Annotated in this window: 14 protein-coding genes, 1 pseudogene and 1 CRISPR repeat array; of the genes and pseudogenes, 14 read left to right on the forward strand and 1 reads right to left on the reverse strand. The window is 32.8% G+C overall.

Going from position 1 to position 17499, the window contains the following annotated elements; all coding sequences use genetic code 11:
• The first annotated feature begins 2 nt into the window (after positions 1-2).
• The 7 genes from JCM14822_RS07190 to clpP all read left to right on the forward strand — a co-directional run bounded on the left by JCM14822_RS07190 (position 3) and on the right by clpP (position 6313).
• Positions 3-431 (forward strand): hypothetical protein, encoded by a 429-nt coding sequence (locus JCM14822_RS07190; RefSeq protein ID WP_054740989.1) that lies wholly within the window; start codon positions 3-5, stop codon positions 429-431.
• Positions 432-493: 62 nt separating this feature from the next.
• Complete coding sequence (gene csx7, locus JCM14822_RS07195; protein ID WP_054740990.1) at positions 494-1306, forward strand: type III CRISPR-associated RAMP protein Csx7; 813 nt, start codon at positions 494-496, stop codon at positions 1304-1306.
• Entirely contained in the window at positions 1291-2109 is an 819-nt protein-coding gene (gene csx7 / locus JCM14822_RS07200) for a type III CRISPR-associated RAMP protein Csx7 (protein WP_054740992.1), read from the forward strand. Before csx7 (JCM14822_RS07195) ends, csx7 (JCM14822_RS07200) begins: the two co-directional genes overlap by 16 nt.
• Entirely contained in the window at positions 2093-2938 is an 846-nt protein-coding gene (locus JCM14822_RS07205; protein ID WP_054740995.1) for an RAMP superfamily CRISPR-associated protein, read from the forward strand. The genes csx7 (JCM14822_RS07200) and JCM14822_RS07205 overlap by 17 nt, the downstream gene beginning before the upstream one ends.
• A 9-nt stretch (positions 2939-2947) precedes the next feature.
• Positions 2948-3433: a hypothetical protein gene (locus JCM14822_RS07210; RefSeq protein ID WP_054740998.1), complete on the forward strand. Its 486-nt coding sequence runs from the start codon at positions 2948-2950 to the stop codon at positions 3431-3433.
• Positions 3434-3460: 27 nt separating this feature from the next.
• Positions 3461-4156, forward strand: coding sequence for a DUF6602 domain-containing protein (locus JCM14822_RS07215; RefSeq protein ID WP_054741000.1), 696 nt, complete (start codon positions 3461-3463; stop codon positions 4154-4156).
• 310 nt (positions 4157-4466) lie between these two features.
• Positions 4467-5590: direct repeats of the CRISPR family, unit length 30 nt; unit sequence GTTTATTGCGTACCTAAAAGGAATTGAAAC.
• A 138-nt stretch (positions 5591-5728) separates the two neighbouring features.
• On the forward strand, positions 5729-6313 hold the full coding sequence (gene clpP / locus JCM14822_RS07220; RefSeq protein WP_054741002.1) for an ATP-dependent Clp endopeptidase proteolytic subunit ClpP: 585 nt from the start codon (positions 5729-5731) through the stop codon (positions 6311-6313).
• Positions 6314-6451: 138 nt separating this feature from the next.
• Here clpP and JCM14822_RS07225 read toward each other — a convergent pair whose 3' ends face one another.
• On the reverse strand, positions 6452-8674 hold the full coding sequence (locus JCM14822_RS07225; protein WP_054741004.1) for a methyl-accepting chemotaxis protein: 2223 nt from the start codon (positions 8672-8674) through the stop codon (positions 6452-6454).
• Positions 8675-9265: 591 nt separating this feature from the next.
• On the opposite strand from JCM14822_RS07225, the gene JCM14822_RS07230 reads away from it, so the two are divergent.
• The 7 genes and pseudogenes from JCM14822_RS07230 (at position 9266) to JCM14822_RS19210 (ending at position 17394) form a co-directional block, all read left to right on the forward strand.
• On the forward strand, positions 9266-9697 hold the full coding sequence (locus JCM14822_RS07230; RefSeq protein WP_054741007.1) for a MarR family winged helix-turn-helix transcriptional regulator: 432 nt from the start codon (positions 9266-9268) through the stop codon (positions 9695-9697).
• A 32-nt stretch (positions 9698-9729) separates the two neighbouring features.
• Positions 9730-11463 carry an ABC transporter ATP-binding protein gene (locus JCM14822_RS07235; protein ID WP_054741009.1) on the forward strand — a complete coding sequence of 578 codons (1734 nt, stop codon included), beginning with the start codon at positions 9730-9732 and terminating at the stop codon, positions 11461-11463.
• Positions 11456-13330: an ABC transporter ATP-binding protein gene (locus JCM14822_RS07240; RefSeq protein WP_054741011.1), complete on the forward strand. Its 1875-nt coding sequence runs from the start codon at positions 11456-11458 to the stop codon at positions 13328-13330. Before JCM14822_RS07235 ends, JCM14822_RS07240 begins: the two co-directional genes overlap by 8 nt.
• Positions 13331-13855: 525 nt before the next feature.
• Positions 13856-14242: pseudogene (locus JCM14822_RS07245) on the forward strand (isochorismatase family protein); the annotation flags it as partial.
• A gap of 59 nt (positions 14243-14301) precedes the next feature.
• Positions 14302-14949, forward strand: a complete 648-nt coding sequence (locus tag JCM14822_RS07250) for an FMN-dependent NADH-azoreductase (RefSeq protein ID WP_054741084.1) — start codon at positions 14302-14304, stop codon at positions 14947-14949.
• A 226-nt stretch (positions 14950-15175) separates the two neighbouring features.
• The gene (gene helD / locus JCM14822_RS07255; protein ID WP_054741015.1) at positions 15176-17248 is read left to right on the forward strand and encodes an RNA polymerase recycling motor HelD; all 2073 of its coding nucleotides are present in this window, start codon (positions 15176-15178) and stop codon (positions 17246-17248) included.
• Positions 17221-17394 (forward strand): ATP-binding domain-containing protein, encoded by a 174-nt coding sequence (locus JCM14822_RS19210; RefSeq protein ID WP_083461314.1) that lies wholly within the window; start codon positions 17221-17223, stop codon positions 17392-17394. Before helD ends, JCM14822_RS19210 begins: the two co-directional genes overlap by 28 nt.
• The last annotated feature ends 105 nt before the right edge of the window (positions 17395-17499 follow it).

The following is a 17499-nucleotide window of genomic DNA, read 5'->3' on the forward strand; positions in this document are numbered from 1 at the left end:
CTATGTTAAATGAAGCAAAAGAAAGTGCAAAAGAAGTAACTAAAGAAATAGATATAACAGAAATGAAAAATTTCCTTTTAAAACAAATTGATGAAATAGCTCAAACAAAAGTATTAGTAAGAGCTAAGGAATTGGGTGCAAGTAATATTAGAAATATGGCTAATATAGCACAAAATAGTGACTGCTATGAAGAATTTAAGTTATTTATGGCTTATAAAAAAGTAAAAGGGCAAGGCAAAGGATGGGGAACACCATTACCTAATACACAGGGAAAAGAAACTTTAGCAGATAAAGTAATCGAACATCTTGATCAAATTAATGAAAGATGTAGTAATGATAAAGAGACTTTAAAGTGGGTTAGTCAATATTTTGGTTACTTATATTGGAAGCGTGTAGCAGTAACAGTAAATTTATCAGAGAAACAATTATAACAAAGAACATAGCAAAAAAGGACAGTATAATAATGCATCTAATTATGATAGGAGGTAGAAGCATGAGATATTTACTCGATAAGTTTTATAATAAGATTATTATTAAAGGAACTTTAGTGGGATTAAGTGCGATACATATTGGAACAGGCCAAGAAGGCTATTCACCACAAGATGTAGACAATGGCATTATTAGAAATGGTATTACAGGAGAACCTTTCATTCCAGGGAGTTCGTTAAAGGGAATGTTACGTACATATTGTGAAAGCTTATTACCTAGTATAGATAGAAAATATGAGAATTGTTGTATTGTTACAGAAAATCCTTGCTTAGAAAAACGCGATGACAAAGCGAGATATACTGAGGATAAAGACAAGATTGTAGAGCAAACAGTTAGACAGATAAAGGATAAGTTTAAGGATAATCCTAAAAGATTAGGAGAAGTATTATACGATAATGTATGTCCTATTTGTCGTGTTTTTGGTTCACAAGCTATGGCATCTAAAATTCAAATTAATGATGCACCTATAAAAGGGAAATACATTATTGAAAAAAGATATGGTGTAGCTATTGATAGAGATAGTGGAACAGCAGCATTTACTAAAAATTATAATTTTGAATGTATAAGTGCAGGGGCTGAATTTGACTTTTGTATGACGATTAATAATATAGAAGATGATTATAAAGAGGTAGTAGAGATTTGCCTTAATTACTTAAAGAGCGGCGAAGTTAAAATAGGTGGCAGAAAATCTATTGGATTAGGTGCAATACAACTTAAGAATGTAGAGTGTTATCAAATTACTAAAGAAAACTTAAGACAATATGCTAGAGAAGGATTAAAAGATGAAATGAGGGATGAAGCATGCTTAAAAAGTTAATTAATGAAGCTATCATCGAATGTGATATTAAAACTGCATCACCTCTTCTGATACAAGCAGGGCAAGGACAACAAACATTAAATCCAGTAGATGTAGATGCAACTTATATTAGAGCTTTTAGAAATAATGAGTACCAACCTTTTATACCAGGTAGTTCATTAAAAGGTGTATTTAGAAGTTATGCAGAAAGTATTTTAGAAGAAGCTTGTGATATAGTAGGAAACAATAATGATAAAAAGAGTAGAAGTTGCCTCAATACAAAACAGAAAGATTATAATGGTAACAAAATATATATAAGTTTAAATGGGGAACAACGATATGAAAAAAGTTGCTTGGTCTGTAAGTTATTTGGTTCAGATGTATTAAAGGGACGTGTAAATTTTGGAAATGCCTATACTGATGAAGAATATCGTATCGATACAGCTAGAATGACTGCTATTGACCGTGTAAATGGTGGTGCCAAAAATACGTCATTAAGAGAAATAGAATATGTAAGTTATGGTGTATTTAAAGAAAAAATGATTATTAAAAACTTTGCGCCTTATCAAATTAAGTTATTAATGAATTGTCTAGAAGCATTAAATATAGGACAGATTAGATTAGGTTCTTATACAACAAAAGGCTTTGGAGAGGTTAATGTTGAGAATATTAAACTGACCATGCGTTATTATAATCAAAAAGCAGAAGGATATGAGGATAAGGGATATTACATAGAGAAGCACTTAGAAGGCAAGGAAAATATAGATAGTTATCTGATAAAGGTAACGAATAAGGATGTGAATATTAATGGCAAAGCCTTATAGTTTTGTAGAATTTATAGAATATCGTCCTTATCGAAAAGAAAAATCAGAAGAAAAATTATCAGGTGTTATTCCTATTACATTAGAAGTAATCACCCCCCTACATGTTGGTTCGGGACATAAAGAACTAGCTCCAGAAGGACTTATTTACAATGCTTTTTATAAGTGGAATGATACATATGCTATTCCGGGAAGTACAATCAAAGGATGTATCAGAAGTATTGCAGAAAGCATTTCCCACTCTTGTTTACGTGTACAGCATAAGGATGAAAAGACTAAAAAGCCCTTAATGACAAGTGTTAATAAGGAAGAACGTAATGGAACTTGTATAGTATGTGATGTATTTGGTTCAATGAAGATAAAGGGTAAGGTGAATTTTGGACAACTTCTTTATGTACAAGGAGAGCAACATATTAGTAACTTACCTAATTTAAAAGAAACTACTATGCTAGAGGGTGGAAAACTATGGGCATATAAGTTTTATCATCATGGAAAACATGTTAAAGTAGGTAATATGCCTCATGAGGTTATGAAAGAAAAAACAATATTTAAAGGAAAAATAAGTTATATGAACTTAACTGAAGAAGAGCTTATGTTATTATGCTTTTCTTTAGGACTTTCGGGAGATATCCAACCTAAATTAGGATATGGCAAGCCAGGATATTATGGCAGTGTTAAAATAAGCAGTGAAGTAGAAGAATATGCTCAGTGGGCAGCTAAGTACAAGGAACATCCAGATCAAGAGATTCAAAGAGCTATTACTGACCTTACTCAAATATTAAATTATGATTTTGCAAAAGTAAAAAGTGATTGGATAGATGATACTTACTAAGGAGGCAATATGGAGATAGAGAGAAAAAAACAATTACTAAAGTATTGTGAAAGTCTTATGAAAGACTTAAAAGAATATGACTCACTCAGCTTCTTTGGATTTCTAGCAAATACGGCCAAACATTATGCATCACAAAAAAAGCCACTCAATGAATATCATCAAATGATGTACCTTGCTATGTTACAAGGAAGTAATGTAATAGGAGAAAATAAAGCAACATATAAGAAATTTATTAAAGAGCAGCTTAAGTGTTCCAAACAAGGTCAAGTAATAAAAATAGGTGATAAGGTATTTAATGGATTAACAATGGATGAAATAGCTTATATATTTGGATGGCTTAGAAGACTTTCATCTAATAAAAAAGATGAGAATGGGCTTAAACAAAGTAATAAGAAAGAGTCATATAATAAAAATTATGTAAGTAAAAGCAAAGGATTAGATAAAGAGATAGAAGATAATCCGTTTGCTATAATTAATAAAGTGGTTAGAAAATAAAATTTGCTTAATATGGAGATTGATACAATGAACATTCAGTCACTACTAAAGACGAAAGAAACTATATTAAAGAGTAATTTAGATATTTTATTATCACATCCTGTTACCAAAGGAGAACATTGTGAAGCAGCATGGATTGATTTTTTTAGAAGTTTTTTGGCAGGTAGATATAAAGTAGATAAAGGTTTTGTGTTTGATTCAAAAGGCGGAGTAAGTGAACAGATTGATATTATTATTTATGATGCTTTATATACACCATTAATCTTTGGAACTGAGGCAGGAGAAAAGTTTATTACAGCAGAAAGTGTATATGCTGTATTTGATTCTAAACCATCAATAAATAAAAAGACTTTAGAATATACAAATAAAAAAATAAAGAGTATAACAAGCCTGTATCGTACTTCAAGAGGATATATGAATGGCAATCAAGAGCAGAAACCTAAAGAACCACCTAAAATTCTAGGAGGCATTTTAGCTATTGAGGGGATAGGGATAAATAGAGTACAGAAACACTTGGAAGAATATGAAGATATAAATTTAGGATGTGCTATTAAAGACTATTCCTTTGTAAAAAGAAATAGTGATGGCAAGTTTATTAAAAAAACTAATGAGGAGATTATATTAAGTTTCTTCTATATGATTTTAGATGAATTACATAAAATGGGAACAGTGCCAGCTATAGATATTAGAGAGTATGCAAAAACGACAATTGATTTGTTCTAAAAAATAGGATTTCATATAAAATATATAGTAGTATAAAATCTGTCGATGCCCGATAGCGCAAAAAAATTCTAGGGTATCGACTTAAGGAAAATAACGTATTCACAGGGTTTGTGTAAAATATCATAAAAAGACTGTCTATATAAGAAATATGGATAGTAATACAAAATCTGTCGACCTCCAATAGCGTCAAAATCCCAGGACATCGACAGAAGGCAGAATAACGTATTTACAAGGTTTATGCAAAATGATACAATTAGTTAGAGGATAGTTTAAAAAACTAGGAACCTAGTAATATCAATGTATTTCTAGGGTTTATTGCGTACCTAAAAGGAATTGAAACTGACATCGGCAAAATGGTCATCATAGGTATTTTTTTGTTTATTGCGTACCTAAAAGGAATTGAAACGCTTTTAACAATAAACAATGGGTTAGGTCTATTCAGATGTTTATTGCGTACCTAAAAGGAATTGAAACCGTAAAAGATTTGGCTAAACAACAAAATGTTAAAATCGTTTATTGCGTACCTAAAAGGAATTGAAACTGAATGCTCTTTCTCCATCAGAAGCATATACTACATCATGTTTATTGCGTACCTAAAAGGAATTGAAACCATCTATCCTTGCATCTCATACTCTCACGCTCCCAAATTCGTTTATTGCGTACCTAAAAGGAATTGAAACTCAAACTTTAAAGGCAGATTTAAGCAAGACATAAAATATGGTTTATTGCGTACCTAAAAGGAATTGAAACGCATAAATGCCATTTGATGTAAGTATACTCGTGTTTAGTTTATTGCGTACCTAAAAGGAATTGAAACAACTCTTCTTTTGTATCTTCTAACCCCGTATCATTAAAGTTTATTGCGTACCTAAAAGGAATTGAAACTGATTAACCATTTCTTGAGTATCGAGCATTTGATATGCGTTTATTGCGTACCTAAAAGGAATTGAAACTCTTGCTTGTCCTTATCAGTTACGCATGATCTATTAATAGTTTATTGCGTACCTAAAAGGAATTGAAACCTATTCTCGCTTTTATTTTGTAAGTCTTGCTAAATCAGGTTTATTGCGTACCTAAAAGGAATTGAAACTTGAGCCATTCTATGACTTTTAGTAAATGTTTGCTTCTAGTTTATTGCGTACCTAAAAGGAATTGAAACGTCCTTCAAATCCATATCTATAAGCTGAAGCTAATAATGTTTATTGCGTACCTAAAAGGAATTGAAACATAAAACTGTTTCTTCTAAATCTGCATTTTCTAAATCTGGTTTATTGCGTACCTAAAAGGAATTGAAACATAGCATTCTCGAAATTAGTAAATACTCTAGGGAACTCAGTTTATTGCGTACCTAAAAGGAATTGAAACCTAGTATCTTTTAAATTTTTAGTTGTTACAACTAACCCTGTTTATTGCGTACCTAAAAGGAGTAAAGCCCCTAAATAATATAAGCATTTTATCTGCTTTATTATTTAGGGCTTTTTTCTTTTTATATTGTTCATATTGCACATTGAAAATCTTTCCCTCAAAATCTATAATAAAATTAATTTATCATATTTATAAGGAGGGACGGCAATGGCGTATGTACCATATGTAGTGCAGCAAACTTCTAAGGGTGAGAGAAGTTATGATATTTATTCTAGATTGCTTGCGGATAGAATTATTATTTTGGGTGATGAGGTAAATGATGAGACTGCTCAGTCTGTTGTGAGTCAGTTATTATTTTTGGAGGCTGAGGATCCGGATAAGGATATTTGTTTATATATTAATAGTCCTGGTGGGTCTGTAACGGCTGGGTATGCCATTTATGATACAATGCAGCTCATTAAGTGTGATGTATCAACGATTTGTATGGGGATGGCTGCTAGCTTTGGAGCTTTCTTATTAGCTGGAGGTGCTAAGGGCAAACGTTATGCACTGCCTAATGCAGAGATTATGATTCACCAGCCATTATCAAGTGGTATTCAAGGGCAAGCTACAGACATTGAGATTTCAGCTAGAAATATGATGAAAACTAAAGAACGTTTAACACGTATTTTAGCAGAGAACTGTGGCAAAACAGTAGAGGAAGTTTTAAGAGATACAGATCGTGATAACTTTATGACAGCCCAAGAAGCAAAGGAATATGGACTAATTGATGAGATTATTACTCATAAATAAAAGGTAAAAGTAATAGATTAAAATCATAATATAAATAAAAACCCTCAAGGAACTACAAGTATAAGTAAGTTCCTTGGGGGTTTTGCAATATATCTTCTTAAGCTATCGTAATATAACTAAATTATATATCTTAACAGCTTAGGCAGAATGGTTTTCTTTTAAAGTTTCTTCTGGAGCGTTATCTTTTGACGTCATAGATTCTTGCTCTATTAGACTTTCTTGTTCTATTAGACTTTCTTGTTCTGCTAGGCTTTCTTGTGTTGCTTGAGTTTCTTGCATTTCTAAGTTGTCATGGGCGGCTAAATCGGATAGGTTGTCTTGCGCCTCTAGATTGAAATAGGTGAGGCTTTGTTTGAGTGTTTCGGCAGCTCCTGTGAGGTCTTGGATTTGGCTTGCTAGGCTATCCATAGAAGTAGATACTTCTTCAGAAGAAGTATCTACTTCTTGTGAGGAAGAAGCTGTTTCTTCTGAGATAGCAGCAATTTCATCCATGTTTTCGATTACGATATTTTTACTTGTAATCATTTGGCTATTAAGATTATCGATTTCGTAAATCTTTGTAATAAGGTTTGCTATAGAAGCGAGAATGTTGTGGAAGACATTTTCTGTTTCTGTGATAGCGTGTGCCTGTTCTTCTTGGAGTGCATTGCTTTCTTCAAGAGAAGTATTGGCTTGTTCGGCTTTGCGGTAGATTTCATCTACGATGGCTTTGATTTCATCAGTTGATTTTTTAGAAGCCTCAGAGAGTTTGCGAATTTCTTCGGCAACTACGGCGAAACCTTTACCGCTTTCTCCAGCACGGGCTGCTTCGATGCTAGCGTTAAGGGAAAGGAGGTTTGTCTGATTGGTAATGCTAATGATTGCATCAGACATATAGCTGATTTTATGGATGCTTTCTGTCATTTCTTTAAAGAAGTTATAAGCTGTAAGTGAGATTTTCTGTGCATGAGCTGAAGTGGCATTTAAAGTTTTAAGCATGTCTAAACCAGTGTTGCTAAGTTTTTGTGTATCGGTAGACATAGCTCTTACATCTGAAGTATGATTTTTTGTTGCATCTAATTGCTGAGCTAAGTTTTCAACTTGGATATTTATGTCTTGTAAGCTTTCAGCTTGTTGTGTCGTACCAATAGAGATTTCTTCGATAGCTACTTTTACATTATTTGAAACCTCATGTGTATGGGTCATGATAGTGCCAAGTTCGTTACAGGTGTTAAAAATAGTTTGTGCTGTATGATCTACGTTGTAAATTAAACTAGAGATATTTGTAATCATATCGTTAATATGTACGCTTAAAGTATGAAATTCATCGTGACCACCAATCACAGGCTGTGGTGTGAAATTACCTTTTGCCACTTGATTAATCATATTACCTAAACGATTAAATTTCTTTTTAATAGATTTAATAACTGGAATGATTACAAGGAAGCTAATAATGACCGCAAAGACACTTACAATAAGTGTTCTAATAGAAAGTTTTGTTAAACTTGATGTGATTTCTTTCTCATTGAGCATACCAATAAGTTTCCAACCTGTAATAGGTTCTGTAAGACTTGTAATATAGTAGTTATTTCCATTGATATTGGTTGTTAAACTTACGGCTTCATCAGCACTTAATCTTGGCCAGAAATCTAGCATACTAAATCCAGCAAAATCTACATCTTTATTAGGTGGGGTAACCAATATGCTACCAGAATTATTTACAAGATATACGTAGCCAGTATTGAGTAATTTAATATTATTAAAAAGGGTACTGAATTCATCGAAATCGATATCAATAGCAATGACTCCAACAACTTTGCCAGCTGATTTTACGCAGCGGCTTACAGTAATGACCTGCTTACCATAAGTTGTTGAAAGATAAGGATCTGTACAGATTGCAGCATTTGTATCATTATCCTTATTATTGAGTGCTGAAACATACCAAGGTTCATAAGCACTATTGACATTTTCTTTCAATGAACTTTTATATTTTGTAGTATCGCCACTTTTAGAAGCATCTACTGCTAAGAGTCTGCCGTTTTCAGTAATATAAGCACAGCGGACAGCACTAGGGAGTGCTTTAAGGGCAGCGACTAAAGAATCTCCTGCAATAATTAAATTAGATTCTACTAAATCAGGATTTTCTAAATGTTGTATTTCACTTTTTTCAGCTAATAGATTAACTTGCTGATAAAGAGAGTTTAAATAAATTTCAAAGCCATTTTTACTTTCTTGTAAAGTTTGCACACTAGCAAGTTGTGTAGTGTTTTGCAGAAGTGTTTTAGACGTGTGATAAGTAAGTAGACCTATAATAGAGGCTGAAACAACAAGACTTAAAATGAAAAATGAGATAATTTTTTGTATGATGCTAATGTTTTTCATGAAAACCTCCTATTTAGTTATGAATGTTTATAAAATATATACAATTATAATTCTATCATAAATGGAAAAATAAAAAAATGTAAAAATTACGGAAGTTGTAGGGTGAATTTTAGATAAATAGAATTAATTGTAAAAACTGCTGAGAAAATTGTAATTTTCATCGGCAGTTTTTTAATAGATATATGTTAATAGGTTAGCATATGGCTTAGATTATTCTAAAGTAAAGATATGATACAGGCAAAAGTAAGCAGCAGTCTTACTGTGTTTTTTAAAGAGCTTTTTTGGAGAGGCCTTTATGAGTGGCAGGAAGAAGGCTGTTATAAGTGACCCAAAGAGCCAAGATTGCCACCAATCAAGCCTCTTTTTTATACAAACCTTATTTTTTCAACACCCAGTTCCAGTCATAAAAAGTGCAAATCTTAACCAGTAGCCCACGAGCTCGATAGGTTATTTTCCTATATCAAGTGGAAGAGTTAGTCAAAAATTTAGCACTTTTTAAGATTGACGCCATTTCCATTTTCTAATATAATATGTTAGCATGCTAACAATTAAGTTACAGTCAAATGTTTTCGCATAGGAGGTGAGGGCAAAGTGAAAGGGGGCATAGGATTTGAAATCCGTGTATTAGCTAACTTAATTAAAAGGAATGTAGGTAATTTACCAGCTTTAAAGGCAGCAGAGAGTATAACAGGTATACACTGCTGGATGATTGGTTATATTTACGAACGCCAAGGAGAAGATGTGTACCAAAAGGATATAGAAGAGCGATTTTCTATTAGACGTTCTACTGCAACCACCATATTACAACGCATGGAAAAAAATGGTCTTATTGTTCGCTGCCCAGTAGCTCATGATGCGAGACTTAAGAAGTTGGAACTTACAGAGAAAGCTATTAAGCTTCAAGAACAAATCAATCTTGAAATAGAAGCTTTTGAAGAAAGGTTAGTAGCAGGCCTTAACGAAGGAGAGAGACAAATATTCCATGAGATTATGGATAAACTTAAACATAATTTAGAAGGCTAACAAATAATGAAATATTATATAAGGAGGTCGCTATGATTAAAAAATTAGCAGGCTGTATCAGAGAGTACAAAAAAGCATCGCTTTTAACGCCGCTATTCATGGTCTTAGAAGTTACCATGGAAGTAATCATTCCTATATTAATGGCAAAGCTTATTGATATGGGTATTGATCAAGGCGATATGGGCTATATTGCTAAAATGGGTATTATTTTAGTAGTATCATGTGTGATGTCATTAAGCTTCGGTGCCCTTTCTGGGAAATTTGCGGCGATTGCGTCGGCAGGTTTTGCAAAGAATCTAAGACATGACATGTACTATAATGTACAAAACTTCTCATTCTCAAATATTGATAAGTTTTCAAGCGCAAGTATTGTAACACGTTTAACAACGGATGTTACAAATGTACAAAATTCATATCAGATGATTATAAGAATAGCAGTACGTGCACCAATGATTTTAATCTTTTCATTAGCAATGGCATTTACAATTAGTGCAAAACTTGCGTTTATCTTCTTAATCACAATTCCAATTTTAGGTAGCGGTTTATTCTTTATTATTCACAAGGTTTACCCAATCTTTGAAAAAATATTCCGCACATATGATAAGCTAAATAACGTTGTACAAGAGAACTTACACGGAATTCGCGTTGTTAAATCTTTCGTTAGAGAAGATGTAGAAGAAAAGAAATTCACAGATATCTCAAATGAGATTTATTCTGACTTTACAAGAGCAGAGAAAACTATTGCTTTCAATGGTCCGCTTATGCAATTTTCAATATACTTATGTATGATTTTAATTTCTTGGTTTGGTGCAAGATTAATCGTAGGTGGTGAGCTTACAACTGGCGAGCTTATGAGTCTTATTACTTATGCAATGCAAATCTTAATGGGACTTATGATGCTTTCTATAGTATTCGTTATGATTATTATTTCTGAAGCATCAGCTAAAAGAATTGTAGAAATTTTAGATGAACAAAGTGACTTAACAAATGGTGCAAACCCTATTAAAGAAATAAAAGATGGTAGCATTAAATTTGAAGATGTTAACTTTAGTTATGCAAAACGTAAAGATAAATTATGTCTTAGTAATGTAAATATTGATATCAAATCTGGTGAAACAGTTGGTGTTATCGGTGGTACAGGTAGCTCAAAGTCAAGCTTTGTACAACTTATTCCACGTTTATATGATGTTACAGAAGGTAAAGTAACAGTTGGCGGCGTAGACGTTAGAAATTATGATATTGAATCACTTCGTAATGAAGTAGCAATGGTACTACAAAAGAATGTACTATTCTCAGGAACTATTAAAGAAAATTTACGTTGGGGTAATGAAAACGCAACTGACGAAGAATTAATCCACGTATGTAAACTTGCGCAAGCTCATGATTTCGTGACTACTTTCCCAGAAGGTTATGATACACATATTGAACAAGGTGGAACGAACGTATCAGGTGGTCAAAAACAAAGACTTTGTATTGCAAGAGCACTTCTTAAAAAACCTAAAATCCTTATTTTAGATGACTCTACAAGTGCGGTAGATACAAAAACAGATGCACTTATTCGTAAGGCATTTGCAGAGGAAATTCCAAATACAACTAAAATTATTATTGCACAACGTATTTCTTCTATTGAACATGCAGATAAGATTATCGTTCTTGATAATGGTAAAATAGATGCAGTAGGTACACATGAAGAATTACTTAAATCTAATGCAATCTATCAAGAAGTTTATACTTCTCAAACTAAGGGAGGTGAAGATCATGAGTAAAGGTGGTCCAGAACAAAAACCAGATAAAGCAACTACGAAGCGTTTATTAGGTTACCTTGGTAATTATAAATTACAATTTATTACGGTACTCGTATGTATCTTAATTAGTGCCTTAGTAGGTGTAGCAAGTTCAATGTTCTTAAAGACACTTATTGATAGCTATATTGCACCATTACTTTTAGAAGCAAATCCTGTATTTGATGGTTTATTAAGAGCAATCTTAATAATGGCAGGTATTTATATAGTAGGTATTATAGCAACTTACGTTTATAATTATTTAATGGTATTTATTGCACAAGGTATTTTAAAAGAAATTCGTGATACAATGTTTGCACATATGCAAAAACTCCCTATTCGTTACTTTGATACACATACACATGGGGATATCATGAGTCATTATACAAATGATACAGATACATTAAGACAAATGCTTTCACAAAGTATTCCACAAGTATTCTCATCTGTTATTACAATCGTATCAGTGTTCTGTGCGATGGTATACACAAGTGTCTACTTAACAATTTTTGTTATTGTTACTATATTCTTAATGCTACAAGTGACTAAAAAAGTTGGTGGAAACAGTGCTAAATATTTTATGCAACAACAACAAGCAATTGGTCAATTAAATGGTTTCATTGAAGAAATGATTCATGGTCAAAAGGTTGTAAAAGTATTTTGCCATGAAGAAAAAGCAAAGGCAGACTTCGATAAATTAAACGAAGGGCTTTGTGAAAATGCAACACAGGCAAATACCTTTGCGAATATTCTTATGCCTATTATGGCTAACCTCGGAAACTTACAATTTGTTTTAATTGCTACATTAGGAGGATTCCTTACACTTAAAGGTGTAGGTGGACTTACAATTGGTGGACTTGTTGCCTTCTTACAACTTAGTAGAAGTTTCGCAATGCCTATCGGACAAGTAGCACAACAAACTAATGCGATTGTTATGGCGCTTGCAGGGGCAAAACGTATCTTCAAAGTAATGGACGAAGCACCAGAAACAGATGAAGGATATGTAACATTAGTTAACGCAAAATACGAAGGCGAAAACTTAGTAGAAACACCGCAGCAAACAGGCATCTGGGCTTGGAAACATCCACACAGTGATGGCACAGTAACTTATACAAAGCTTGAAGGGGATGTAACACTTAATGAAGTAGACTTCGGATATGTAGAAAATAAAATTGTACTTCACGATATTTCTCTTGAAGCACTTCCAGGCGAAAAGGTTGCTTTCGTAGGTTCTACAGGAGCTGGTAAAACAACTATTACTAACCTTATTAACCGTTTCTATGATATTGCTGATGGTAAAATCCGTTACGATGGTATCAATATCAACAAAATCAAAAAAGACGATTTACGTCGTTCATTAGGGGTAGTACTTCAAGAAGTTAACCTCTTCACAGGAACAGTTATGGAAAACATCCGTTACGGTAAAATGGATGCAACAGATGAAGAATGTATTAATGCAGCAAAACTTGCTAATGCACATGACTTTATCACTAGACTTCCAGAAGGCTACAACACAGTACTTTCTGGAGATGGTTCAGGATTATCACAAGGTCAAAGACAACTTATCTCTATCGCTAGAGCAGCAGTTGCCAACCCACCAGTAATGATCCTCGACGAAGCAACATCAAGTATTGATACACGTACAGAAGCAATCGTTCAAAGAGGTATGGATGCTTTAATGCACGGACGTACAGTATTTGTAATTGCACACAGACTTTCAACAGTTAAAAACTCAGATGATATCATGGTACTTGAACAAGGTAGAATTATCGAAAAAGGTAACCATGAGGAACTTCTCGCAAAACATGGTAAATATTATCAACTATACACTGGAGCTTTCGAGCTTGAGTAATTAAGAGTTGGGATAACTCAAAGAATTGCCCCTGTATCTAGGGATGCTAGTTACATTTAGTAGTACAGCATTCAACTAGATATAGAGGCTTTTTTATAGTAAAACTTGGTTACTTGTAGGGAAAGAAAAGAATTTGAGTGGAGAGGAGATAACGTTGTCATATATGATTTAGAGAAAAAACAAGCAGTAGAAGATTTATCCGGTATTGCATACTTTAATATTTAGTTATTAACAATATAGCATAAATATAAAGAAATAGAATTCTTAAAAAGATTTAACTAATAATACTCTAATTTGAAAAATAACAAACACGTTTAACGACATTTCTTAAGGATTAGGGCTATAATAAATTTAATAACTTAACTAAGAGGCTAAAATAAGCCGGACATATAAAATAAGCAGAAGCTATACAGTAAGTTATTTAGGTTTTGTGATTTGACTTATAAGAGGCAAGAAATATAACACTATAGAAACTTGGAGGAGATTTAATTAGTAGTAGACACACAGCAGCATGATGATGGGCCAAATGAAGCATTAACTATAGGTAATCCAAGCTTTGAAATATATGAAGGCTTTGCACCTAATAAAGGTGAAAAAGTCTTTGATAAGTGTGTAAATAGTGCTTTTAGAGATACGGGGCTTTTAGAATACTTAAAGGATAAGCATGAACAGGAGATTATCCTTGTAGGACTTCAAACGGATTATTGTATAGATACCACAGTGAAATGCGGCTTTGAACATGGCTTTAAGATGATTGTACCATCTTTTGCAAATACCACAGTAGATAATGCCTTTATGACTGGAAAGCAAAGCTATAAATATCATAATGAACATATGTGGCCTAGAAGATATGCCCAGTGCATTTCAGTAGAAGAGGCTAGACATAAAATGAGAAATAGATTTATAAAATAGGCATAAAAAACAATATGCCTGTAGATAATAAGGGGAAAATGCAAGAAAGAGGCATCCTTATGAAGACACTTTTATATATTACAGCCAGCCCTTCTAAAGAAGATGATTCTATTAGTAAGAAGCTAGGGCGTTATTTTGTGACCAATTTTTTAAAGAGGCATCCAGAGTATCAGCTAGAAGAACTGAATTTATATCAGAGTCATATTCCAGAAGTATGGCCTATTTACTTAGGTGATGAACTGAAATTAGTGAGTGGGGAAGCTTATGATAAGTTAAGCAGTGAAGATAAGAAGGCAGTAGATAGAATCGATGAGCTTGGGGATCAATTCATTAAAGCGGATATGTATGTCATTGCTACACCTATGTGGGATTTAACTTTCCCAGCAAGGCTTAAGATGTATATTGATTGTATTTGTTTAGGTGGTAAAGTTATCAATTTTAAAGATGAGAAGAAGCGATCAGAACCTCTTTTAAATGATAAAGAACGCAATATGTTTTATTTACAAACAGCTGGTGGTGACTTTCCTTTCTTCTTAGAATGGAAGTTAAATCATGGCGTAAATTATTGTAAGGATTTATTTAAAGGCTTAGGCATTGCCAAATTTGAAAAAATCTTAGTAGAAGGCGTTATCCAATATGAAGAAGAACCGGAAAAATATTTGGATGAAGTATTTCTAAGAATAGATGAGCTCATTAAAAAGTATTAATAAATTAGATGTAGAAGACGGTATCTTAAGGTATCGTCTTTTAATGTGAAGTTTATTAACAAAAATTCTGTTAATTGTTATATAAGCTGTGGATAAGCTTGAATAATATTTATAGAATTGTGATTAACTTATGCTAAGATAAATTTAGGCGATAATCCTAGCCTAAAAAAGTGCCTCATGCTATTATAGTAAGATAGCCTTTAAGGGACTTAATGGAGGAAAATAAATGAGCGATTACAATAAACAACTAGAACAAGAGCAGCAGTACTTAAAGTCTGTAACACACTTTTTAAATGAGCAAATCCATATTGGTGGCAAAGCAGCAGCAGAGCAAAAAGAGAATTTAGTAGCTCTTCGTAAAGAAATGTTCGAAGGTGGCATGCCAGCTGTAGATGATTATGATAGAAATATTGAGCTGAGCCAATATCACACAATGGAACGTATTGAGACATCTCATTATGAACATAAACTTAGTAAAGTTGAAAAATATAAAAGAATTTTAGATAAACCTTATTTTGGACGTTTTGATTTCAAAGAAGAAGACGAGGATACAGAGAAAGTTTATATTGGCTATCAAAATGTAATGAATGATAATACTTATGAAGTAATGGTTTATGACTGGCGTGCCCCTATTGCGAGTATGTTTTATCGTAGTGAATTAGGTGCAGCCAGCTATAAAGCACCTTGCGGAGACATTAATGGAGAAGTAAGCCTTAAACGCCAGTATGAAATTGAAAAAGGGGAATTAAAATATTTCTTTGATTGTGCCCTTACAATTACAGATGAAATGTTACAACAAGCATTAGGAAATAATGCTTCTAGTCATATGAAAAATATCGTTGAGACAATTCAAAAAGAGCAGGACCTTATTATCAGGGATGTAGATAATGACCTTCTCATTGTACAAGGGGTAGCAGGAAGTGGGAAAACTTCTATTGCCATGCACCGTATTGCTTTCTTACTTTATGAACGTATGAATGAAGGGTTAACAAGTGAAAACGTTATGATTATTTCACCGAACCATTTATTTGGAGAATATGTGTCTACTGTATTACCAGAGCTTGGTGAAAATAATGTATGCTATAGTACAATGGAAGATTTCTTCGATATGTACTTTAAAAATAGTATAAGATTACGTTCTAGAAGCAGCCAATTAGAATTTATGATTACACATAAAAATCGTTATCATATTCGTAAAAACATTAGTTTCAAAGGTTCAAGCACATTTATCAGCTTATTAGATCGTTTAGTAGATGCTTATGAAAATGAGTTAATTACATTTAGAGATGTAAAATATGCTGGTGAACTTATTGCAAAAGGGGAAGACCTTCGCAAAAACTTCTTAGATAATCCGATTCAAATGGCTATTGGTAAACGTCTTGGACGTATTGAACATGGTTTAATAAAGAAGTTAAATGAGCTTGAAAAAGCAAAACGCAAAGAGATGATGAATGAGCTACGTAAAAAAGGGGGCTATGATTACAAAGAGGAAGAACAGCTTAATAATACACTCAGTAATTATCGCCAAGAAACATTAGAAGCCATGCGTAGTTTCACAAAAGTAAATGTATTTAAGTTATATGAACAGTTATTTAAAGATAAGACATTATGGAACCGCTTTGTAGAAGGATTGAATATGCCTAAAAACATGGAAAATATCCGTAGTTTCACAGCTAAAAGCTTACGTCCAGACTTAGCCAATTATGAAGATGGTATGGCCCTTTTATACTTAAAACTTAGAATAGAAGATCAACATCATTATCCACAAATCAGACAGCTTCTCATTGATGAAGCACAAGATTACTATCCATTACAATACAAAGTATTAGGTGAAATCTTTAAAAACGCACAATACACTGTACTTGGAGATATTGGACAAACTATTGAAAAGTCAGAAACAGAAGATTTATATGATGAAGTGATTCGTATTTTAGCACCTAAAAAGGCACTTAAATTAAGTTTAAATAAAAGCTACCGTTCATCTTATGAAATCAGTCAATTTACAAAGAAATTACGTGATACACAAAATATGAGTATTGCTTTTGAACGTCATGATGAAGTACCTATTGTAGCCCAGCAGGAAAATATGGGACAAATGTTTGACTGGATTGAAGATAAGGTGAAAGAATATGAGAAAAATGGTTATGAAACAATCGCAATCATTTGTAAATCACAAAAAGAAGTAAATCATGTGTATAGTAAGCTTGCTAAAAAATCGAGCTTCGCAAACTCAATCCAGAAGAAGATGGATTTGAAAAAGGTGTACTCATCATGCCAGTATATATGGCAAAAGGATTAGAGTATGATGCTGTTATTGTATATGAAGTAAATGAAGAAAATTATTATGAAAAAGAAGATCAACAGTTACTTTATATTGCATGTACAAGAGCATTACACCGTTTATCACTTTGTTACACAGGTGAATTAAGTAAATATCTTAAATAGTATATTAGATAGCAGGAAGCATTACAGAATTTTATTCTGTAATGCTTCAATTTTGTCTAAAAATACTTCAATTTAATACAAAAAAATATACAAATTTATGCAAAA

Source organism: Cellulosilyticum ruminicola JCM 14822, assembly GCF_001311925.1.
Classification (GTDB): Bacteria; Bacillota; Clostridia; order Lachnospirales; family Cellulosilyticaceae; genus Cellulosilyticum; species Cellulosilyticum ruminicola.